Source organism: Methylobacterium sp. CM6244 (genome assembly GCF_054817885.1).
Genome location: NZ_CM139247.1, coordinates 3,076,749 through 3,096,136 on the forward strand (window position 1 = coordinate 3,076,749; position 19,388 = coordinate 3,096,136).

Annotated in this window: 22 protein-coding genes and 1 tRNA gene; 10 read left to right on the forward strand and 13 right to left on the reverse strand. The window is 61.4% G+C overall.

The genetic code is table 11. The features are described 5' to 3' along the window. Positions 1-5 precede the first annotated feature (5 nt). The 4 genes from ACYQML_RS14325 (at position 6) to ACYQML_RS14340 (ending at position 3,384) form a co-directional block, all read left to right on the forward strand. Positions 6-281, forward strand: coding sequence for an SH3 domain-containing protein (locus tag ACYQML_RS14325; protein WP_056427723.1), 276 nt, complete (start codon positions 6-8; stop codon positions 279-281). A 208-nt stretch (positions 282-489) separates the two neighbouring features. Further along, complete coding sequence (locus tag ACYQML_RS14330) at positions 490-1,515, forward strand: zinc-binding dehydrogenase (RefSeq protein WP_461233162.1); 1,026 nt, start codon at positions 490-492, stop codon at positions 1,513-1,515. A gap of 96 nt (positions 1,516-1,611) precedes the next feature. Next, the gene (locus ACYQML_RS14335) at positions 1,612-2,616 is read left to right on the forward strand and encodes a lipid A biosynthesis lauroyl acyltransferase (RefSeq protein ID WP_461233163.1); all 1,005 of its coding nucleotides are present in this window, start codon (positions 1,612-1,614) and stop codon (positions 2,614-2,616) included. A 180-nt stretch (positions 2,617-2,796) separates the two neighbouring features. Next, positions 2,797-3,384 (forward strand): DUF1223 domain-containing protein, encoded by a 588-nt coding sequence (locus ACYQML_RS14340; protein ID WP_461233164.1) that lies wholly within the window; start codon positions 2,797-2,799, stop codon positions 3,382-3,384. 29 nt (positions 3,385-3,413) lie between these two features. Here ACYQML_RS14340 and ACYQML_RS14345 read toward each other — a convergent pair whose 3' ends face one another. The 3 genes from ACYQML_RS14345 to ACYQML_RS14355 form a co-directional block, all read right to left on the reverse strand. After that, positions 3,414-4,679 carry an aminopeptidase gene (locus ACYQML_RS14345; RefSeq protein ID WP_056427507.1) on the reverse strand — a complete coding sequence of 422 codons (1,266 nt, stop codon included), beginning with the start codon at positions 4,677-4,679 and terminating at the stop codon, positions 3,414-3,416. A 102-nt stretch (positions 4,680-4,781) separates the two neighbouring features. After that, a complete protein-coding gene (locus tag ACYQML_RS14350) occupies positions 4,782-5,075 on the reverse strand; it encodes a DUF2218 domain-containing protein (RefSeq protein ID WP_419952872.1) in 294 nt (97 codons plus the stop codon). A 314-nt stretch (positions 5,076-5,389) separates the two neighbouring features. Next, complete coding sequence (locus tag ACYQML_RS14355) at positions 5,390-6,835, reverse strand: FAD-binding oxidoreductase (protein WP_461233165.1); 1,446 nt, start codon at positions 6,833-6,835, stop codon at positions 5,390-5,392. Positions 6,836-7,002: 167 nt separating this feature from the next. On the opposite strand from ACYQML_RS14355, the gene ACYQML_RS14360 reads away from it, so the two are divergent. The 4 genes from ACYQML_RS14360 (at position 7,003) to ACYQML_RS14375 (ending at position 8,723) form a co-directional block, all read left to right on the forward strand. After that, on the forward strand, positions 7,003-7,701 hold the full coding sequence (locus ACYQML_RS14360) for a fumarylacetoacetate hydrolase family protein (RefSeq protein WP_056427516.1): 699 nt from the start codon (positions 7,003-7,005) through the stop codon (positions 7,699-7,701). Continuing rightward, complete coding sequence (locus ACYQML_RS14365; protein WP_056427519.1) at positions 7,698-8,177, forward strand: NUDIX domain-containing protein; 480 nt, start codon at positions 7,698-7,700, stop codon at positions 8,175-8,177. Before ACYQML_RS14360 ends, ACYQML_RS14365 begins: the two co-directional genes overlap by 4 nt. Before the next feature lie 129 nt (positions 8,178-8,306). Then, positions 8,307-8,381, forward strand: a tRNA-Gly gene (locus ACYQML_RS14370). Positions 8,382-8,588: 207 nt separating this feature from the next. Next, the gene (locus ACYQML_RS14375) at positions 8,589-8,723 is read left to right on the forward strand and encodes a hypothetical protein (protein ID WP_280136553.1); all 135 of its coding nucleotides are present in this window, start codon (positions 8,589-8,591) and stop codon (positions 8,721-8,723) included. Positions 8,724-8,827: 104 nt separating this feature from the next. On the opposite strand, the gene ACYQML_RS14380 is transcribed toward ACYQML_RS14375, so the two are convergent. The 3 genes from ACYQML_RS14380 to ACYQML_RS14390 all read right to left on the reverse strand — a co-directional run bounded on the left by ACYQML_RS14380 (position 8,828) and on the right by ACYQML_RS14390 (position 11,670). Continuing rightward, positions 8,828-9,121: a hypothetical protein gene (locus ACYQML_RS14380; protein ID WP_461233166.1), complete on the reverse strand. Its 294-nt coding sequence runs from the start codon at positions 9,119-9,121 to the stop codon at positions 8,828-8,830. 343 nt (positions 9,122-9,464) lie between these two features. Continuing rightward, positions 9,465-9,647 (reverse strand): hypothetical protein, encoded by a 183-nt coding sequence (locus ACYQML_RS14385; protein ID WP_461233167.1) that lies wholly within the window; start codon positions 9,645-9,647, stop codon positions 9,465-9,467. A gap of 208 nt (positions 9,648-9,855) precedes the next feature. After that, on the reverse strand, positions 9,856-11,670 hold the full coding sequence (locus tag ACYQML_RS14390) for an adenine deaminase (RefSeq protein ID WP_461233168.1): 1,815 nt from the start codon (positions 11,668-11,670) through the stop codon (positions 9,856-9,858). Between the two features lie 292 nt (positions 11,671-11,962). On the opposite strand from ACYQML_RS14390, the gene ACYQML_RS14395 reads away from it, so the two are divergent. After that, positions 11,963-12,220 (forward strand): hypothetical protein, encoded by a 258-nt coding sequence (locus tag ACYQML_RS14395; RefSeq protein ID WP_056427528.1) that lies wholly within the window; start codon positions 11,963-11,965, stop codon positions 12,218-12,220. Between the two features lie 3 nt (positions 12,221-12,223). On the opposite strand, the gene ACYQML_RS14400 is transcribed toward ACYQML_RS14395, so the two are convergent. From ACYQML_RS14400 to ACYQML_RS14420, 5 genes are all read right to left on the reverse strand, one after another. Further along, the gene (locus ACYQML_RS14400; RefSeq protein ID WP_461233169.1) at positions 12,224-12,439 is read right to left on the reverse strand and encodes an alkylphosphonate utilization protein; all 216 of its coding nucleotides are present in this window, start codon (positions 12,437-12,439) and stop codon (positions 12,224-12,226) included. 3 nt (positions 12,440-12,442) lie between these two features. Next, positions 12,443-12,652, reverse strand: coding sequence for a hypothetical protein (locus ACYQML_RS14405; RefSeq protein ID WP_056427534.1), 210 nt, complete (start codon positions 12,650-12,652; stop codon positions 12,443-12,445). Between the two features lie 165 nt (positions 12,653-12,817). Beyond that, the gene (locus tag ACYQML_RS14410) at positions 12,818-13,576 is read right to left on the reverse strand and encodes an ABC transporter ATP-binding protein (protein ID WP_461235732.1); all 759 of its coding nucleotides are present in this window, start codon (positions 13,574-13,576) and stop codon (positions 12,818-12,820) included. Continuing rightward, complete coding sequence (locus tag ACYQML_RS14415; protein ID WP_056427537.1) at positions 13,573-14,325, reverse strand: ABC transporter permease; 753 nt, start codon at positions 14,323-14,325, stop codon at positions 13,573-13,575. The genes ACYQML_RS14410 and ACYQML_RS14415 overlap by 4 nt, the downstream gene beginning before the upstream one ends. A 4-nt stretch (positions 14,326-14,329) precedes the next feature. Further along, complete coding sequence (locus tag ACYQML_RS14420; RefSeq protein ID WP_419952865.1) at positions 14,330-15,358, reverse strand: ABC transporter substrate-binding protein; 1,029 nt, start codon at positions 15,356-15,358, stop codon at positions 14,330-14,332. A 285-nt stretch (positions 15,359-15,643) separates the two neighbouring features. Here ACYQML_RS14420 and ACYQML_RS14425 point away from each other — a divergent pair, with 285 nt between their 5' ends. Beyond that, positions 15,644-16,048, forward strand: coding sequence for a DUF3597 domain-containing protein (locus tag ACYQML_RS14425; protein ID WP_461233170.1), 405 nt, complete (start codon positions 15,644-15,646; stop codon positions 16,046-16,048). An 812-nt stretch (positions 16,049-16,860) separates the two neighbouring features. On the opposite strand, the gene ACYQML_RS14430 is transcribed toward ACYQML_RS14425, so the two are convergent. Together ACYQML_RS14430 and ACYQML_RS14435 are read right to left on the reverse strand one after the other, a co-directional pair. Next, positions 16,861-18,570: a hypothetical protein gene (locus ACYQML_RS14430; protein ID WP_461233171.1), complete on the reverse strand. Its 1,710-nt coding sequence runs from the start codon at positions 18,568-18,570 to the stop codon at positions 16,861-16,863. Between the two features lie 50 nt (positions 18,571-18,620). Beyond that, positions 18,621-19,370, reverse strand: a complete 750-nt coding sequence (locus ACYQML_RS14435; RefSeq protein ID WP_461233172.1) for a hypothetical protein — start codon at positions 19,368-19,370, stop codon at positions 18,621-18,623. Positions 19,371-19,388: the final 18 nt, after the last annotated feature.

The window sequence follows — 19,388 nt, forward strand, 5'->3', positions numbered from 1 at the left end:
ATCCATTGCGCCTTCGCCTCATCTACGCGCTGGTTCTGACAGCAGCTCCGGCAATCGCCGAAACCGGCGCTTTCCGCGTCGATGGTCTTCCGCGCGGCGACGCGTTGAGTATCCGCGAGACCCCGGATGCTTCCGCGCCCGTACTGGGCCAGGCACCAGAAGGCGCGCGCCTGCGCGGCTTCGGCTGCACCAACGAGACGCCGAGCGGTCTCACCTGGTGTCGGGTCAAGGCCGGCCCAATCCTCGGCTGGGCGCGGCGACGCTACCTCGCGCCGGATTGAGCCGAGCCGACTTTCAGTCGATAAGGCGCCCTACCCATTCCGTTCCCTCATCCTGAGGTGCCGGAGCATTGTGGAGGCCTCGAAGGAGGACTCCAGACGGCACGCGGGCCCCGTAGCCCTCCCTCTACACCCGCCCACGCGGGCACCTCAGGATGAGGTGGTACGAAGGAGGTTCGGAGCCCGAAGCGCCCGACGAGAGACAAGCCCGATGCAAGCCCTCCAACTCTTCGGTGACCGCGACCTGCGCCTCAGCGAGGTCGATCCGCCGGCAGCTCCCGGCGGGGGCGAGGTTCAGATCCGCGTGCGCGCGGTGGGCTTGAACTTCATCGACGTCTGGGGCTTTCGCGGCATGGCCTTCGCCAAGCGCAAGATGCCGCTCACGGTAGGGGCCGAAGCCTCGGGCGAGATCGTCTGCGTTGGCGAGGGCGTCACGGATCTGCGTGAGGGCGACCGCGTGGTGATGTACGGCGCGCAGACGTGTGGTCGCTGCAAGGCCTGCCGGGAGGGTCGAGACAACCTGTGCGAGGACGTCTCCGGCGTTATGGGCTTCCATATCGACGGGTTCGCGCGCGAGCGTGTCACCATGCCAGCACGTCTCGTAGTGAAGGTACCCGATGGGGTGAGCTTCACCGATGCAGCCTGTGCTCCAATCGCCTTCGGCACTGTCCAGCACATGCTGTTCGACAATGCCAAGCTGGAGCCTGGCGAGAGCATCCTCGTTCATGCCGGTGGCTCGGGGATCGGTACCGCCGCGATCAAGATGGCCAAAGACATTGGCTGCACTGTGTTCACGACGGTGGGGGACGACAAGAAGGGCGAGATGGCCAAGGCGCTGGGCGCCGATCACGTCATCAACTACCGCGACGAGCGCTTCGAAGGCGAGGTCCGCCGCCTGACCAAGCGAAAGGGTGTAGACGTAGTGTTCGAGCATGTCGGCCCGGATACCTGGAACGGCTCGCTCCTATGCCTCAAGCGCGGCGGCCGCCTCGTCACCTGTGGTTCCACCTCCGGTGTCTCTACGACCATGAACCTCATGCAGCTGTTCCAGCAACAGTACCGCATTACCGGGTCCTTCGGCTGCTCTATGGCCAACATCCGCCAATCCCTGGCGAAAATGGCCGAGGGGATCACGCCAGTAGTGGATACCGTGCTGCCACTCGCGGACTTTTCACAGGGGCTGGAACGCCTGGAATCGCGCAAGGTGTTCGGGAAAATCCTCGTGGCGATCGACTGATATGTCGCCTGGGCGGCGAGACTCGCATTCACCTCAGGCTGCCCCTTACCCGGAAAATGTTCTACACGAGCGCGATAGCCACTCCCGGATAGTCTCGTGCTGCGTCTTGCCCTCGTCCTGAACCGCCATCTGCCCCGGATGGCGGGGATCGCCATGATTCCGTTGGTCCGCGGCCTCTTCTGGCTAGCGCGATTGCTGGGGACCGAGCGGGCGAGCCGGACCGGCGGGGCGATTGCACGGAGAGTAGGTCCGTTCCTACCCGCGAACCGCATCGCATTGGCGAACCTGCGTGCCGCCTATCCCGAGAAAGATGAGGCCGCGATCAGGGCGCTCGCGCGCCAAGCCTGGGACAATCTAGGCCGGACGGGAGCGGAATACGCACATCTTGCAACCCTATTCGATATCGACCCCACCGATCCAGCAAGTCAGCGCATGTCCGTTGCCGGCGCGGAGCATTTCGAGGCTTTGCGCGACGACGGCAAGCCGGGGCTGATCTTCGCCGCACACCTCGCCAACTGGGAATTGCCGGCGATCTGCGCCGCTCGCTACGGCCTCGAGGCCACGGCGATTTTCCGGCCGCCCAACGATATAGCCTCGGCTCGCCTCGTCGCCGAGGTGCGCCGAGAGACCATGGGTGGCCTGGCAGCGGCGGGGCAGGGCGCCGTATTTTCCATGCAGGGCGTCGTGGAACGCGGCGGCCATCTCGGCCAGCTCATCGATCAGCATTTCACCCGTGGCGTAGTCGTGGAGTTCTTTGATCGACCCGTTCTGGTGAATCCGCTGCTCGCCAAGCTCGCCAAGCATTACGAATGCCCCGTTCACGGAGTCCGCGTGGTGCGCAAGGACAATGCCCGCTTCCATCTCGAACTCACGCCTCCCCTCGACCTACCCCGCGATGCCAAGGGCGAAATTGATGTGCAGGGCGCAATGCAGGCGATGACACGCGTGGTTGAGGAATGGGTTCGGGAAAATCCGGGTCAGTGGTTGTGGATGCACAGGCGGTGGCGGCCGAACATGCTGCCCAAGCCCAAGGTTGCTCCAGTTAAACAGTCTAATCCATCCACGGCCCATCGAGGCAACGTGACTTCCGTTTCCGGTTGAGGCGCTGTCACATAGGGATATGGTCCGATCCGCTTTACGGCTACTCAGCTCCGCGCTGAACCCTCTCGCACTTACACTTCTCCTTCCGTACATGACAGGCCCGGCACACGCCGAGCCGCCTCGCGCGGTATCGAGCTCTTCACTAGCCAAGGTTGCGGCGCCTGCCAGAAGGCCTCGCGGATGATGGGGGATTACGCCCAGCAGGCCGACATCATCGCCCTGACCCTTCCGGTCACCTACTGGGACTATCTTGGCTGGAAGGACGAACTCGCGATCCCGGCCTTCACCGAACGCCAGCGCGCCTATGCTCTGAGCCATGGCGAGCGCCAGCTTTTCACACCGCAGGCCATCGTCAACGGCGAGCCATCCCCGGTCAGGTCAGACCAAGCCTTCCTCGACCGTAGCCTCCGCACGGCGCGGCAGTCGTGGGGCCTTATCGTGCTGGTAAAAGCGACGGACCAGGGGGACCGTATCACCATCGATATCGGCGCCGGACGGGGAAGCGGCGAGGTCTGGCTACTCCCGATCCTGCGCAGGCACAGGACGGCAGTCGGGCACGGTGAGAACAAGGGACAGGTGGTCGATTACGTGAACATGGTGCGCGGGATGCACAAGGTCGGAGCCTGGATGGGCCAGGCCGCGCATTTCGAGCTCCCGCGTAGCCTCGCTCGTTCAGGTCATGCCGACAACTACGTGGTCATGCTCCAGAGTGGGACGCTTGCCCATCCCGCCCGCATTCTCGGCGCGACGAAGGGGCCAAGTTTCTGAGCCTTGGCCCGCTTACTGCCTTCGACGCTTCAGCCCACCCATTCCCCAGCGCGCATAACCGGCACGGCGCGCCCTTCGGCGGTGAGGCCATCGACGTCGATCTCGGCCGAGCCAATCATCCAGTCGATATGGATCAGGCTGCGGTTCGCACCCCGTGCCGTGAGATCGTCCTCACTGAAGCCTTCACCGCCGTCGCGGAAGCATTTGCTGTACGCCTGCCCCAAGGCGATGTGGCTCGCCGCATTCTCGTCGTACAGGGTATTGTAAAACAGCAGTCCAGAAGCGGAGATAGCAGACGAAGCCGGCACCAGGGCGACCTCACCTAGACGGCGAGCCCCCTCATCCGTGTCGAGGACGCGCGCGAGGACATCGCCCCCTGTGCGAGCCGTCGCCTCGACGATGCGCCCATCTTCGAACCTTACCCGGATGCCGTCGATCAGCGTACCCTGGTAGGATAAGGGCTTGGTGCTTGCCACGTGGCCGTCCACCCGCGACTTGTGAGGCGTGGTGAACACCTCCTCGGTGGGAATATTGGCGTTGCACAGGATCCCGCTGCGCGAAACGGAGGCCCCACCGCACCACTCGTGATCGTCGGCAAGGCCGACGGTGAGGTCGGTGTCCGGTCCCTGAAACCGCAAGGCAGCGAAGCGATGCTCGTTGAGAATCTTAGTGCGGGCGTGGAGAGCGTCGTTATGCGCCTTCCACTCGCCCACCGGGTCGGTACCGTCAACGCGAGACGCCGCAAAGATCGCGTTCCACAGGCGTGAGAGGGCTTCGTCCTCGGCGCAATCCGGGAAAACAGTCCGTGCCCAAGGGCGGGTCGCCGCTGAAACGATCGTCCAATTCGTGGCGAAATTCGCGATGAGTTCGAGAGCCGGCACATAGGCCTTCGAGCGCGAGCGATTGGCGCGGGCGACTTTCTGGGCGTCCTGTCCAGCCAGCAACGACGGATCATCCCCGGCGATCGCAAGCCTTGCGGCTCCGTTCCGGAACGCGTCGGCCATACCGCTGTAGAGCCAGCCCGCCGCCGTATCGAACGCGTCCTCAGGTGCGTGGGCGAAGCGCGCCAAGGTCGCAGCGTCGTCGGAATAGAAAGTAGTCACCAGGGACGCGCCGGCCTTGTAAGCCTCGGTGGTGATCGCACGGGCGAGAGGCGCGGCTTCGAGCGGCGCCGTCATCACCAATTCCTGGCCGTTCTGGAGTCCGAGCCCAATGCGGACCGCCACCTCGGCGAGGCGGCTGATCCGCTCGTCGAAGGAGAGGGCGGTCGTGTCAGCCCCAGTGCTCGTCGTCATCACCAATCTCCTCAGCTCCATCCCGCATATGCCACGGGGCGGGCGTTCAGCAAGATCGGGATTCGTGATGCTGATTCAAGCGCGGGACTCGCAGCGAGATGGTCAAGTAGCGCGCGACCAAGTGATTTCGCCGAGATTCTCGCGGAAGGCGAAACGCATGAGATGGTCGGCCACCACGTTTTCCAGCCGCGTCAGACCAGCTGGATCAGGAGTCGCGACACGCATCAACAAAGCATCGGCCTCTGCCTGGAACGTGCAAACGCGATCTTCGCCGAACGGGACCGTACCGGCCGCGTCCGTCGCTTCCACGGGGAATTTATGGCTCCAATGGCGGCAGAGCTGCTTCAGGTAGCGGCTTGCCTCGGCAGTTGGAACTCTCGCCTGCGAGATCGGCATCGTCTTGTCTCCTTCGGTCCCTGAAATCCATGGACGCAGCTGGTGCATCGTTGTCGCTGGGCTGCAGACCTTCATTGAGGGTGCGATCCGCCTCTTACTGAAGGGGTCAGGACCGTTAACGTCCCCATAAGACGCTGCAGCGCACCCATGAAGCACTCTCATCGCAATAACGCTTTAGATCAGGACTTGAAGCCGTTTCATGGCGCATCGCGAGATCGATTGTGATCTTTTCTTGTGCGACGCACAATGGGGCATGTGAACAACGCCGTGAGTGTCTGGATGGCTTATGCGGCGAAGTCACACGCCCCCGGCGCTTACTCCTTCGGAAGCGCCGGGGGCGTGTTCGCTGACAACGCGATCACCTTCCCGGGGTTCAGCAAATCTCGCGGATCGAGGGCGCACTTGAGCCGGCGCATCAAGTCCAGGCCGACCGGATCGGCGTAGAGGCCCAGTTCGTCTCGCTTGATTAGGCCGATGCCATGTTCGGCGGCGATGGACCCGCCCATCCGATGCACGATGTCGTGAACGATCCTGTTGAAGCGTCCCCATTCCTTGAGGAACGTAGCCTTGTCCATGCCGAGAGGCTGGCTAAGGTTGAAGTGGATGTTGCCGTCGCCGAAATGCCCGAAGGCGCAGACACGCAGGCCAGGCATTTCAGCCTCGCATGCCGCGATCGCCGTATCTAGGAAATCGGCGAGACGCGATAGCGGCACCGAGACGTCGTGCTTGATCGAGCCGCCTTCGAGCGACTGAACGTCAGACAAGTTTTCTCGGAGCGCCCATAGGCTCGCGTTCTGCGTCTCACTCGACCCGATGACCGCGTTTTCCACGAGACCACGATCGATAGCTGCGGCAAGCGCCGTCTCGATGGCATCCGAGGCCTCTGCCCCAGCGTGCGTCGTAGACATTTCGATGAGCGCGTAGCCCGCATGATCCCCGGGAAGGGGACGTGGAAAAGCGGGTCTGTGTTTCAGTACGATTTCGAGTCCGAAGCGCGGAATGTACTCGAATGCCGTAAGGTTATGGCCAGCGGTCCGTTTAAGCGTGTCGAACAAGGCCAGAGCAGAATGCGGCGACGAAAGACCCGCAAAGCCGACTGCCCGCGACGAAGGCTTGGGATAGAGCTTCAGCACAGCCGCGGTGATGATTCCAAGGGTCCCTTCTGATCCAACGAACAGGTGTTTCAGGTCGTAGCCCGCATTGTCTTTGCGCAGCGCGCTCAACCCGTTCCAGACCCGGCCGTCTGCCAGCACCACTTCGAGGCCGAGCACGAGATCGCGCATGTTGCCATAGGCAAGGACGCCGGTTCCGCCGGCATTGGTGGCGAGGTTGCCGCCGATCGTGCACGAGCCCTCCGAGGGCAGTGACAGGGGGAACAGCATCCCCTCCTGGTCGGCCGCCGCCTGAGCCTCGGCGAGCAGGACGCCCGCCTCGACGGTGATACTGGCGCTCAACGGGTCGATGGCGCGGATGTGCGAGAGGCGACCAAGCGACAGGACGATCCCGCCATGCGGCACTCCGCCTCCCACCAACCCGGTATTACCACCCTGAGCAACGATGGCGATTCCAGCGTCAGCGCAGGCCGCAACAACGAACGCGACGTCGCCGGTATCGGCCGGCCGAACGACGGCGAGCGCGTTGCCGTGAAAGAGGCCGCGCCATTCCCGGAGATGGGGTGCAATCTCTGCGGGGGCCGTGAGGACGTGCTTCTCCCCCAAGCGCTCAGTGAGACGGAAGAGAAGATCGGCGGGAGCAGTCACGGGCAGCTCTGGGCGGGAGATCGAGGGGTAACACGAAGTGGGGAGGCCGGACCGTCACGATGGCGGCTGCGAACTCACCTCCTATGATAAGGTTCGTGACCCGTCTTTGCAGGGCACGGAGCCGTGCCGCAACCGATCAGCGCAAACCCGGAGGAGGCGCCCAACCGATGCTGTCCGTGATCCCGAACCCACCCCGTACCGCCCTGCCCATTGTTGGCAGCGAGGACTTTTTCCCTGTGCGCCGCGTCTATTGCGTGGGACGCAACTACGCCGCCCATGCCCGCGAAATGGGGAAGGATCCCGAGCGCGAGCCGCCGTTCTTCTTCATGAAACCGGCGGACGCGCTTCAGATCGTCCCGGGCGCGGATGCAGTAGACCATCCCTATCCGCCCCGCACCGCCAATTACCATTTTGAGGTGGAACTCGTAGCAGCCCTCGGACGCGGCGGGCAGGACATCCCCACGGCCGATGCCCTCGATCATGTCTACGCCTACGCCGTCGGGCTCGACATGACCCGACGCGACGTTCAGGACGAAGCCAAGCGCCTTTCCCGCCCGTGGGACCTCGCCAAATCGGCCGATGCCTCGGCACCCATCGGACCACTCCACCCGGTCGAAGGTCGCAGGCATCCGATGCGCGGCGCCATCACACTCTCGGTGGACGACAATCCCCGCCAAGCCGGCGACCTATCGGAGATGATTTGGTCCGTAGCCGACCAGATCGCGCTCCTTTCCACCTATTTCGAGCTCCATCCCGGTGACCTGATCTTCACCGGTACGCCTTCAGGCGTCGGTGCGGTCGAGCGCGGACAAGTGATGCAGGCGGCCATCGAAGGCTTCGGTGCCATCCGCCTCAACGTCGTATGATTGGCTCCCTCCTCAACCGGCCGCTGATCCAACGGTTATTCCAGTTCGGCGCCCTCGTGTCCCGTGGAATGACCCTCGGCGTGCGGGGCGTCGCCTTCGACGCTCAGGGCCGCGTCTGCCTCGTGCGCCATACTTATGTGGAGGGATGGCACCTGCCCGGGGGTGGCATCGAGATTGGCGAGAATGCCGTCGACGCCATGGTTCGAGAGTTTCGGGAGGAGGCCGAGATCGTCGTGGAGGCGGCAGACACCTTGCGCCTGCATGGCTTCTTCCGCAGCACCGCCGCAACGGGCCGCGACCACATCGCTGTCTACGTCGCCCCCACCTTCACACTCCTCGGACCGAAGGCGCCAGACCGGGAAATCGCGCAGAGCGACTTCTTCGCGCTCGACGCCTTGCCCAAAGACACGACGCGGGCCACCCACAGCCGCCTCGACGAGATCGTCCATGGACTCTCCCCAACGGCCACGTGGTGAGAACGCGAGAAAGTTGCCCGCCGGCAAAAGAACCGAAAAACAGCTCTTGCCACGCCCGCCGGAATGTTGTTTAGAGACGCCGTCCGGGGCCGCCGGCGGGTCTTCTCCTCAAGCGGCACGGCATAGTGAGCGGGTGTAGCTCAGGGGTAGAGCACAACCTTGCCAAGGTTGGGGTCGAGGGTTCGAATCCCTTCGCCCGCTCCAATTCATCCAACCTTCAGAACATACGCGATAGGCCGCCTTCGGGCGGCCTTCGTCGTATCTGGGGCTCGCATTCCGTCTTTCGATGGACGGTCATGACGAGTTCTCAAGCATACACATTGCTGGTCATCCGATGGCTGCCAGCGGACCTTCTCGATGAACCAATACGCCCTCTGCATGTTGAGTCACCGACAGCAAGGGATAAAACGTATGACATCGACTTGGATGACCCTCGAGGAACTCGCCCTCAACCGCCAGATCACGGTGGATGAGGCGCTCCGCATCGTGAACGAGGCCCATTGCCCCAAGGTGTTCCGTGCTACGGCAACCCTGTATCTGGTCTGAGGGCCAGGCGGGCGTAATAGAGATTCAGTAGCGGTAGTTATTTTCTACCTCCGTCGGGTTCTGACTCGCCAACTTAGGACCCGGCGGCATACGAAGCGCTGAGATCATTGCGGGTTGCCTGTCTGACGGCATTCAAAAGCTGCACTATCTTTGCTTCGACAACCCAGGCTGCGCCCATGCAGCTCGACGAGGTGCGGTCCGCTCCGTGGAGCACCGTTGAACACGTTGAGTACGGTTCCGATAGCAGCGCCTGTTATCTGCGCCGAGATACCATTCGCCAGGAAATTCGTCGTGAGCATCCCTTTAAGATACCCGTCTTTGGGCTCTGTGCTGCGGTTACTGAATATCACACCGGCGTTAGTTTTTAATTGAGCTAAATGGGGATAGCCCAGCGCCATCATTTGGCACTGGGCTATTTTTGTTTCAAGAACTATCTAGCATCAGCTATTAGTACGGTATTAGTCGCGAATAACGTTCTATATCGAGGCGATAGCAGATCCGGTATTTCCGACCCGACCGTGCCGGGTCATACCGGTATTCGGCAGGATCGGTATTGTGTTGGGCTGCAACCCGCACTGCACTTGTACCGGCGAAGAACGGCCAGCTGGTGACGTTTCCACCCGCCCCCACCTTGGCTGGGACAAATAGCGTCGGGACCGCCCAATTCAATAAATCTGCTCCTTCGCGCGCACGAGAAACCGGTTTGTCACCGCCACTTAATAGCGCTGAACGGTGATACCGTCACAGCGCCTGTCCGCCATTCTGACGCATGGGATCACAGATTTTCGCAGACACCTTATCGAGATGTTCGCATGCATTCTTGAGATACCAAGCCTTCATATCCGGCTGGGTTGGTGCGACGAACATCGCCACAAGGACGAAGCCGACGAAGCCGAGGACGACAAGCGTCAGAAGATTCCGCATCAACTCACTCCAAAAAAAGAGCGTCCTCTCCTGGAGACAGGGCACAAGCCCATAGGAGACAACGTAAAACGGCCAGCCAATCGCCTCAACGGACAATTCAGCTGGCCGATTCGGTAATAGCACGGCTTGTGAAAGCCGACACGGGAAAGGCTGTTGAGACCTGATGTTTCAACGTTGTTGGCAGCGTCCTGGTTCCCAGTTGTAGATCTTATCTCTCTGCAGGTTCAAAAAGCGGTACGATCTTCATGGCCGGCACCAGCACGAGGCCTTTGTCGGTGATCCGAATCTCTGGAATGACAGACAGCGGAATTAGGTTGAACCCCATATAGGGAATCGTGCAGCCGGCCCGCTCCCAGGCCATCTTCAGCAAACGGACTTCTTCGGCGACGAGGCCGACGCGCTTGTCGGAGAGAAGTCCTGCCACAGGCAACGGAACCATCGCGGTGACCTTCCCATCCTCGACCACGCAGACGCCCCCCTGGATCGTCGACAGCGCATCTAGAGCGACGCGCATGTCCTCTTCATTCAGCCCGGCCACGATTACGTTGTGCGAATCGTGGCCGACACTGCTCGCGACAGCGCCCTGTTTCAGACCAAAGGCGCGCAGCAATCCGTGCGCGACGTTCCCGGCCCTGCCATGGCGCTCGATCACGGTGACGAAGCACAGGTCGTTGTCCCGCAATGTCGTTACCCAATCGAGGCCGGGAGTCAGATCGTAGCGCTCGTGGGTCAACTCGATGCCGGGAAGCGTGGTGCGAATGGCGTTGACGACACAGCGGCCTTCGGGAAACGGCGGGACGAGGGCAGGAAGCGGCTGTGGCAGATGCATCGTTGCATAGGCTGGAGCAGGGTATCGATAGGGTCGCGAGAGTGCCGCATCGAGGAGGGGAGTGACCGCACGGTTCTCGACCACGCACCGTCCGCCATACCATGTGGTCTGCGGGATCAAGTCATCATCGAGGAGGACCAGATCGGCCCGACGTCCCCCGCCGAACCCACCAATCTCGCCATCGAGCCCATACCGGGTCGCCGGATGGAGCGAGCCCATTGACCATGCCTGTTCGCGGGGGATGCCCATGCGGATTGCCTCGCGCACCACCCAATCCAGGCCGTAAGCGAGGAGATCCTGCGCATCCCGGTCGTCGGTGCAGACGCAGACCCGCTTGGCCGAGGCTCCAAGTTCGATGATCGTGCCGATAGCCTTGGGCAAACTGTGCCAGGGCGTGGTCGGCGGGCCGCCGCGCAGGTAGATCCACAAACCCGCCTCGAGCAGGTCGTCGGCAATGTCCCTGTCGATGGCTTCGTGGGTATCAGTGACCCCGCTGGCCGCGTAGGCCGCAACGAAGCCGCGGCCGTAGATATGGCCGGAGACCGGCCGCCCCCGTTGCAGAGCCGCCGCGATGATGGCATGCGCCCTTTCATCGCCCTCGGCGACGGCGACGAAATCCATCTTCTCGCCAAGGCCGATCGCCTCCGGCCACGCATCGAACAAAGCTCCGATCTTCTCGGCCGTCAGGTCGCCACCGGCGGTTTCCAAGGCTGGCGACGTGGCCGGGACCGTGCTCGGCACCGTGAGGTAGATGTTGAGCGGCGCCTCGCGGGCATCCTCCAGCATCCAGGCGATGCCGTCCGCATCGAGGACATTTCCGATCTCGTGGCTGTCGCAGACGATGGTCGTGGTGCCGTTGAGGAGCGCCGCCTCGGCATAGGCGCAGGCGGTCACCATGCTGCTCTCGATATGCAGATGTGGATCCACCAGGCCGGGCGCCAGAATACCGCCGCCCGCATCGTAACGGGGGGCACTCCCGTGATAGGCACCGGCAGGCTTTACGGCGGCGATACGTCCTCCGGCGATCCAGACTTCACTGTCCGGCCGGATCCGCTCAGAATAGGTGGAGAGGATACGTGCGCCGGTGATGACGAGATCGGGCTCCGCCCGCCCCGCGGCGACGCCGGCGAGATGCCGGGTCATCCGGGCCAAGGGTGCGACGGAAAAACGTGTCAGCGGCGTCGGATCGGTCATCGTCGGCTTGGCTCCTGGCATCATCGGACCGGCCGCCACGGCAGGCCGGTCTTGCCCGGCGGCGCGCACGCATCATGCCACAGGCGGGTCTACCGCGCCTGCGCGTCCAGAAAGGCGGGTTGCCAACCTGTTTCGCCGGGACCATGTAGCGCTGCGAGTTCGGTCGTGGCGTCTCCCAACGGTGACGGTCACGGCGCAGGAATGTCGGCGGGACCAGACGGTCGAACGTCGAACATTCCGCCTACCGAACCCTCGACATCACATTCCCCGATCGCATCATCGAGCATTTGTCATGGCCAAGCGTACAAAGTCGAAACCGCAGGAGCGGGGCTCAGTCCTGTTCGACGTGGTCTATGAAGACGAGTCCCGTGCCTCGAACCGTCGGGTTCCCATGGAAATCCTCGGAGGGCTCGACGGTGACGAGCCCGCCCGGCAACTGATCGAGGAGCAGGACCGCGCCATCGCCGAGAAGTCGGGCCGCCCGTCCCGCGCCATTCGAAGCCTGAGCCGGTCGCCGGCCCGCGCGATCAGCAGCGAGTCCGGCGATTGATCCTCAGGCTTTCTTGAGGAACTGTGTCTTCAGAACGAGGCCCTTCACCTTCTCGGCGTTGCACTCGATCTCTTCAGGATCTTCCGTGAGGCGGATGTTCTTGAGGAGCGTCCCGCGCTTCAGGGTGGTGGAGGTGCCCTTCACCTTGAGATCCTTGACCAGCGTGACGGAATCCCCGTCGGCCAGCTTTGTGCCGTTGGCATCCTTCGTATCGGCCATGGTTCAGGCCCCGGCATCGGGCGGCATGTAGGGCTGCCCGGCATTGGTCAGCGCCCGGTCCACCGCCTCGATGGCGAGGAGGATGCGCATGAAATCCTCGGCGGCGGAGGCGGCTGCGAGTTCGCTCGAACCGATCCGCTTGGCCAAGGCGTTACGCTGTCGCGAGAGGCTGGCGCGGGCGCGGTTGAGGTCGGCAATCTCGTCGGGCGTCATGGTAGGGTCTCTCTGCCGATCGACCGTCCAGGCGGTCTCGGGTGCGGAGCGATGCAATCTTTGGCCGCAGGATGCAATGGCGCATGCGGCGGCATCGCCGCGGATGGGGCGACGGATTCGATACAGACGGCCCCGGCCGTCTCGCGAAGCGGCCTTACGGGGCGGTCACAGCTCCGCGGACCGCCCCGAAAGCTCGGCCCGCAGGTTCCGGGCGGCCTGGGTCAGCGCCTCGTCGCGGCGGCGGCGCGGACGCGGCACGTCGATCGTCATATCGGCCGCCACCCGGCCCGGACTGCCGGCGAGGACCACGACGCGGTCGGCCAGGGTGACGGCCTCGTCGATGTCGTGGGTGACGAACAGGATGGTCTTGCCGGTGGCGGCCTGGATGCGCTGCAACTCGTCCTGCAGGCCCTCGCGGGTGAAACTGTCGAGCGCGGAGAACGGCTCGTCCATCAGGAGCACGTCCGGGTCCACTGCGAGCGCGCGCGCAATGGCGACGCGCTGGCGTTGCCCGCCCGAAAGCTGGTGCGGCCAGCGCTGGCCATATTCGCCAAGTCCGACGAGGTCGAGCATCTCCTGCGCCTTGGCGAGGCGCTGAGGCTTCGACAGGCCGCTGCCTTCCAGGCCGAATGCCACGTTGGCGACGACCCGGCGCCAGGGGAGCAGGCGGGCGTCCTGGAACACCAGCGCCATTGGCGTGCGGCAGCCCTCGCGCGTGGCGAGGCGCACCGTTCCCCCGCTGGGGGCGGCGAGGCCGATGAGAACGCGCAGGACGGTGGATTTGCCGACGCCGGATTCGCCGACGATGACCACGAACTCCCCGCGCGCGATGGAGAGGTCCAGCTCCGACAGGATGACGTTGCGGATTCCGTCGCGCTCGTAGGCGAGGCTGAGGCCGCTTATGGCGATGATCGGGTCCATCAGGCGCGCCACCGCAGGAGCCAGCTCTGGAGGGCGACGAAGCCGGTGTCGAACAGCCCGTAGAGGCCGGCCATGGTGAGCATGTAGACGACCACGATGTCGGTGGAGAGGAGGCTGGAGGCCTGCATCATGCGCGCGCCGACACCCGGCACGCCGAAGATCTCGGCGGCCACCACCGCCATCCAGGCCTGGCCGAGGGCCGTGCGCAGGCCGACGAGGATGCCGGGGGTCGCGGCCGGCAGCAGGATCTTGGTGAGCCGCGCCAGGGGCGAGCGGAAGCCGAAGGCCTGGGCGACCTCCACGAGGTCCCGGTCGACCCCACGCACCGCCCCTTGAGTCGCGAAAAACACGATCCAGAACACGCCGATGGCGATGATGAACACGGCGGCCGAGGGTTGGACCCCGAACCAGATGATGGCGAAGGGCACCCAGGCGAGGCCGGGAATGGGCCGCAGCAGGCGCACGACCCAGGCGGTGAGTGCCTCGAAGCCCCGGAACATGCCCACCAGGATGCCGAGTGCGATGCCCGCCCCTGCGCCGACGGCGAGGCCGACGAGGTAGTGGCTCAGGCTCGACAACACCGCCTCGCCCCACACCCCGAGACGGATCTCGTTGAGGAAGGCGGCGGGGATCGTGCTCGGCGGCGGCAGGAAGGCCGGGTTGATCAGCCCGAGCCGAGGCATCGCCTCCCAGAACAGGAGGAAGGCGACGAGTCCGAGAGCCGCGAGGGCGGGTGCGCGAAGGGCCTTCATCCGATCAGCGCGCGATCGCCTTCTCGTAGTAGCGGGAGTCGAACAGCCCATCGAGGGGCACGTCCTTCTCGAGGGCGCCGATGGAGACCTGATAGGCCTGCATCGCCTTGGTGGCGACGATGATCGCGCGCGGATCGACGGTGAACTTCGCCGCCGGCGAGGTCAGAGCCTTCTGGATCGTGGCGAGGTCGACGATGCCCTTGCCGAGGGCGGCGAGCACGTGGGGCGCGGCCTTGGCCGAGTCGGATTTCAGCAGGGTGTCGGCGCGGATGAGGGAGCGCACCAGGGATTCCACGGCGCCGGGGTTCCGGTCGGCATAGGCGCCGTAGACGCCCACCACCGTGCCCGGCTGGTCGGGGAACATCTCGGCTCCGTTGGCGATCAGCTTCACGCCCGGATTGCGGCCCTGGACGATGGTGAGGGCCGGCTCGCGGATCGAGGCGCCGTCGACGGCGCCGGCGAGGATTGCCTGCTGCGTGGCGTCGATGCCCATGGGCACCACCTCGGCATTGGCCTTGTCGGTCTTCGCCACCTGCCACAGCCAATGCTGCAGGGTAGTGTTGGGCACCGAGCCGAGGGGCTGGGTGGCGAGCCGCGCGGAGCGACCCTCCTTGGCCTTGAACTGCGCGAAGGCCTCGGCCTTGCTCGCGCCGTTGGCGAAGAACGGGGCGAGCTTCGGCCCGGCCACGAACACCATTTCCTCCACGGCCGTGGAGGCGACGACGCGGACGTCGATGTTCTTGGTCCGCGCCACGGCCAGCGGCGCGACGCCGGCCACGTAGACGTCGATCGTGCCCGAGGCGAGGGCCTGGATCATGTTCGGGCCGGATTCGAAGGTGGTGAAGGAGGGGGCGAGGCCCGCCTCCTTGAGCCAGCCCTCGCCGTCGGCGACGAAGATCGGCGAGGCACCGATGACCGGGATGACGCCGATCCGCATGGGGATCGGGGCCGTCTGGGCGGAGGCGGGGGCCGCGATCAGCCAACCGGCCAGGGAGGCCAGGATCGTCGCGATGACGGGAAGGGCAGGGCGCATCGAAAGGTCCGGATTCCGGGGAAACAGGTCGGCTCGCGGCGAGCCGTGGCCCGGCCATGCCACAGGAGCCGCGTTCTTCAAACACCGTTGCGCGAAAGAACGGCCTGCTTTGCGAATCTAAGGACGCCCTTCCACGGCCAAGCTTGAGGGGAGAGGCTTTATTCCCCAGCCCCGGGCGTCCGGCCGGAACGGCCTTGGCTGTATTCAGTTGAGAGGCAGGACCTCGTGAAGAGCAAGGCCTCGGCCGTCCATCGAGACGGCCGACCAACGACAAGGACAGACGCCATGAGCTTTCTCGGCAGCATCGTCAGCAAGATCCTCCATCCGTTCGGCGGCGGAAGCACCTCGGCGGATGCCGCACCGGCAAACGCCCCGGCCGGCTCCACCACTACCGCCCCCACGGAATCGGCGGCCGCTCCGAAGCCCGGCGAGCCGGTGGACGTGGAAGCCGTGCTGAACGGCATGGCCGCGAAGAACTCGCAGCAGCTGAACTGGCGGACCTCCATCGTCGACCTGATGAAGCTCCTCGACATCGATTCGAGCCTCAGCGCCCGCAAGTCGCTCGCCGACGAGCTGCACTACACCGGCGACAAGGAAGACTCGGCCACGATGAACGTCTGGCTGCACAAGCAGGTCATCAAGAAGCTCGAAGAGAACGGCGGAAAGGTGCCGGCCGACCTGAAGGATTGATCGCAGGCGAGCGTCCCCCTCTCCCCGCGCGCGGGGAGAGGATCGCGGACACCTCGTCGTGTCCGCGATGAGCGAGAGGCGAAGCCGAAGCGGGGGTGAGGGGGCGATTCCGAAAGAGACTCGTCCGTCATCGCCCCCTCACCCTCGGCTGCCGCCTCGACGCGCCGACGACGAGGTCGTCGCGTCCCTCTCCCCGCGAGCGGGGCGAGGGGATCCAAACACCTTCACCCCCGCGCGCGACAGCGCCGGGGGCATGGTCCAGAAGAAGCCCCAAAAGGGGGACGCGGGACGCCGCGGAACCCATTGAGCGCTATAATAAGTTTGCCGGTCCCCCGGCGTCCCGTCAGGCTCCGGCGTTCCCGCCGGGGCCTGTTTTGCGTCGCGGTGTCTCCAGCGGTCCTCGCGTTGCGTCGCGCCTGAGGTGGTCGTGTTGCATCCCAGCCCGGCTGTTCGAACGGACTTTGCCCCGCACGCCCTCTCGTATTGGAGGGGCCGCAAACCTCATCATGGCAGCCCAGAGCGGGGTCAGTGCCGGGGCATTTAACTCCCGACCTACCGCGCCCCCATCCGAGCCCCCAGACTATCGAGCCGCCGCCCGGGGCGATGGTGACCGACACCACCGACGCAGGCACCGCCCCGCCGCCCCTTTCGGCCCACCCGGTCGGTCACCGGACAGGCCCCCTTCGCTGGGCGGCAGGTGTGGGGATATAGGCATGAAATAGGAATTTTATCAAGAAATTTCATACGCACCACATTGAGATATTGCGAGGCATGTTCCAACAAACAAATCGGAACCAAGCAAATAAATCAAGCTAAAATAGCTCCCCTTGATCCAAGCTCAACATCTGCCTAACAAACGGCCGAAGGTGCAAATCTATCTCTTCGAACTGGCTCGCGGAAAGAAAGGACTCTTTTATTGTAGGATTAATCGTATAACCGGAGTATTTCACATTATGCAACGACACAGTTCCCAATATAAGCTGCATCCTCTTCGGTCTATTATTTATAGCAAATGCGAGGATTCTTTCAATATTTTCTTTATCCGGATCTTCTTTTAGAACTGTATCAATAATTATCGGACAAAGAACAGACGTAGTAAATTCTTGAATTGTATGGAGAAGAGCATATTGATAAGCAAGAAATGCTCTCTGACCATAACTTCCAGTCTCATTCAATTTAGGCGCAACACTGGAGAATGCGGAACTCGAAAAATTTATCCCAAGCTCTTCCGCAAACAATACAAGCTTGCCAAAATAGAGTGAAATTATTTCCTTCTTTTTCTTTGGGTTACTGTGATCGCTCATTTCCCCATCTGCAACGTTTTCTTTCATCAGCCATTCGACGATTCCGCGCTCTAGGGACGAACGCTCCGCGTCAATTGTGGCATCTAAAATACGCTCACTTTCATCAGTTAACATGTCATTGAGTTTAGTTTCCCCGTGAGTCGCCTCTAAAATGTTCTTTATCCGATCGATGCGCTCGTCTTGAAACTGTAGTTCATGGAACTGGCGTGCTATGTCGGACTCAACTCCGCCCAAATGCTGACGAGCTTTCGACAGCAAGTCTCTGCACGCATCAACATCAGAAATTAAGCCGAACCGATTCGCAAAATTATTGTCATGCACTGTATTACATGTAGAACATATAATATTGTAATCAAATTTTTCTTGAACAAATCTATAATCTTTATCTAACTCGTAAAGCGACGCCCGGGAAATTTCAATCTCTTCAATTAAAACTGCGCGGCGAGATTGGAGGTCGGCAATCTTCTGCTTTATGTAAAAGTAATTTTCTTGTAAGCCGCTGAGATCGCGCAACAACTGTTTAATCTGATCGGCAAAAAGCTCCGGCTGGAATGTAACCGCTATCCCTGCACGTCCCGCCCGCAGACGTTCAGTCGCCTTATCTAAAGCTCGCCTTTCTGCGCGCAAGTCATTTTGCGCATGCTGTGCTTCCGATTTTGCAGCTTTCGCGATGTAGAATTCTCGTGGACGGATGCCAGTATGATACTCTAGGATACTTCGTTTATATCCGGAAATCATTTGAACATTTTTGAACGAAGACCAACCATCGTTCCACCCTCGGTCTTGATCTTGGAAGAACGGCAGAAAAATGAACTGTGGCGGCGGCACTATAAGTCTGTCATCTCTTGTCGAGAGTTCAATAGTAAAATCTAACAATTGAGCAATTTTCGGACCAAGATCGGATACAATTGAAACCGCCCCCCACAATAGCTTTCCGTCGCCATCAAAAAGGCCGTATTGGTTGTTAAACTTGAGTATTGAGTACGATTTTTCGTTTATTAGAAAATCCATCATTATCGTGACAGAGGCTTGAACCCATTTTTCATTTATAACCTGCGGTTCTGCTCCGAACGCAGTGTACATCGATTTTACAAAGTGGGATTTTCCAGTATCGTTTTCACCAAAAATGACTGTAATATTAGGATCAATTACTTCCTTCCTCGCCTTTCTCTCTTTCCTTGAGAGCAGATATAATTTTGTGAATTTCAATTTTTTCATGCGTTTTCTTTCTGATACTCCTGACAAGACGCTTGAACTGCTCGCGTTTTTTAGTTTGTATATATTTCATAGATAACTATTGCCTTAAGCTTGTAAGAACTAAATGGCGCAAGATACTTTTTTGCGACCATTTCAGTCTTTGAGTATGTATAATCGACCATCTCGGCCAACGAAATCTCTGAGTTGCTTACGACGTCAGGAATGACGCTCCTGACGGACAACCGAACGCGGTGGGCAGCCTCATTCGCGGAACTAAGGGCACTCGCTCGATAGAGATTATATTCTCGGCTTATATAACGTGCATGTGCAAATGGGACATCATAGTCCCCCGCGATTTGAGACCAATCCGGAGCTCTCTGATCGCATTCGATTGCATCGAGCCATTCTTGCACGTTTCTCCGGGTGATACCTTTTTCTTTAAGAACGTCTTGGAGGCTCGTATGTAATGCCCTGCTATTTGCCCTTCGGCGGCATTCTTCGACTATGGCTCGATATACAGTCTCTGGACTAAATCGGACCTTACCGAGATTTTCTGTGATGAACGCTTGCAACTTTCCTCGAATATGAGCAGATACGTCTTCTAAACTAAGATTTGTATGTAAAAATCCGAGAATTTCCACTTGCTCTATAGTAACTTTCGGAAACGGACCACGAAGCGAGTCAAGAACTTTCTTAAAATTTTCCGAATCGAGGTCTGAAAAGCGGAATTTTCCGCTTATTCCGGGTAATGAGCATTGCTGATTGGAAACAAAATCAACAGAAAGCACGTCACCGCCAAATTTATTGACGTTATCAAACATTTTATCGATGAATGAGGG

Excerpts from the sequence above, each read along its gene's own strand:
- ACYQML_RS14330 (WP_461233162.1), top strand. The coding sequence starts at position 490 with ATGCAAGCCCTCCAACTCTTCGGTGACCGCGACCTGCGCCTCAGCGAG.
- ACYQML_RS14340 (WP_461233164.1), top strand. The coding sequence starts at position 2,797 with ATGATGGGGGATTACGCCCAGCAGGCCGACATCATCGCCCTGACCCTT.
- ACYQML_RS14345 (WP_056427507.1), bottom strand. The coding sequence starts at position 4,679 with ATGACGACGAGCACTGGGGCTGACACGACCGCCCTCTCCTTCGACGAG.
- ACYQML_RS14350 (WP_419952872.1), bottom strand. The coding sequence starts at position 5,075 with ATGCCGATCTCGCAGGCGAGAGTTCCAACTGCCGAGGCAAGCCGCTAC.
- ACYQML_RS14360 (WP_056427516.1), top strand. The coding sequence starts at position 7,003 with ATGCTGTCCGTGATCCCGAACCCACCCCGTACCGCCCTGCCCATTGTT.
- ACYQML_RS14365 (WP_056427519.1), top strand. The coding sequence starts at position 7,698 with ATGATTGGCTCCCTCCTCAACCGGCCGCTGATCCAACGGTTATTCCAG.
- ACYQML_RS14375 (WP_280136553.1), top strand. The coding sequence starts at position 8,589 with ATGACATCGACTTGGATGACCCTCGAGGAACTCGCCCTCAACCGCCAG.
- ACYQML_RS14380 (WP_461233166.1), bottom strand. The coding sequence starts at position 9,121 with ATGGCGCTGGGCTATCCCCATTTAGCTCAATTAAAAACTAACGCCGGT.
- ACYQML_RS14385 (WP_461233167.1), bottom strand. The coding sequence starts at position 9,647 with ATGCGGAATCTTCTGACGCTTGTCGTCCTCGGCTTCGTCGGCTTCGTC.
- ACYQML_RS14390 (WP_461233168.1), bottom strand. The coding sequence starts at position 11,670 with ATGACCGATCCGACGCCGCTGACACGTTTTTCCGTCGCACCCTTGGCC.
- ACYQML_RS14395 (WP_056427528.1), top strand. The coding sequence starts at position 11,963 with ATGGCCAAGCGTACAAAGTCGAAACCGCAGGAGCGGGGCTCAGTCCTG.
- ACYQML_RS14400 (WP_461233169.1), bottom strand. The coding sequence starts at position 12,439 with ATGGCCGATACGAAGGATGCCAACGGCACAAAGCTGGCCGACGGGGAT.
- ACYQML_RS14405 (WP_056427534.1), bottom strand. The coding sequence starts at position 12,652 with ATGACGCCCGACGAGATTGCCGACCTCAACCGCGCCCGCGCCAGCCTC.
- ACYQML_RS14415 (WP_056427537.1), bottom strand. The coding sequence starts at position 14,325 with ATGAAGGCCCTTCGCGCACCCGCCCTCGCGGCTCTCGGACTCGTCGCC.
- ACYQML_RS14420 (WP_419952865.1), bottom strand. The coding sequence starts at position 15,358 with ATGCGCCCTGCCCTTCCCGTCATCGCGACGATCCTGGCCTCCCTGGCC.
- ACYQML_RS14425 (WP_461233170.1), top strand. The coding sequence starts at position 15,644 with ATGAGCTTTCTCGGCAGCATCGTCAGCAAGATCCTCCATCCGTTCGGC.
- ACYQML_RS14430 (WP_461233171.1), bottom strand. The coding sequence starts at position 18,570 with ATGAAAAAATTGAAATTCACAAAATTATATCTGCTCTCAAGGAAAGAG.
- ACYQML_RS14435 (WP_461233172.1), bottom strand. The coding sequence starts at position 19,370 with ATGTTTGATAACGTCAATAAATTTGGCGGTGACGTGCTTTCTGTTGAT.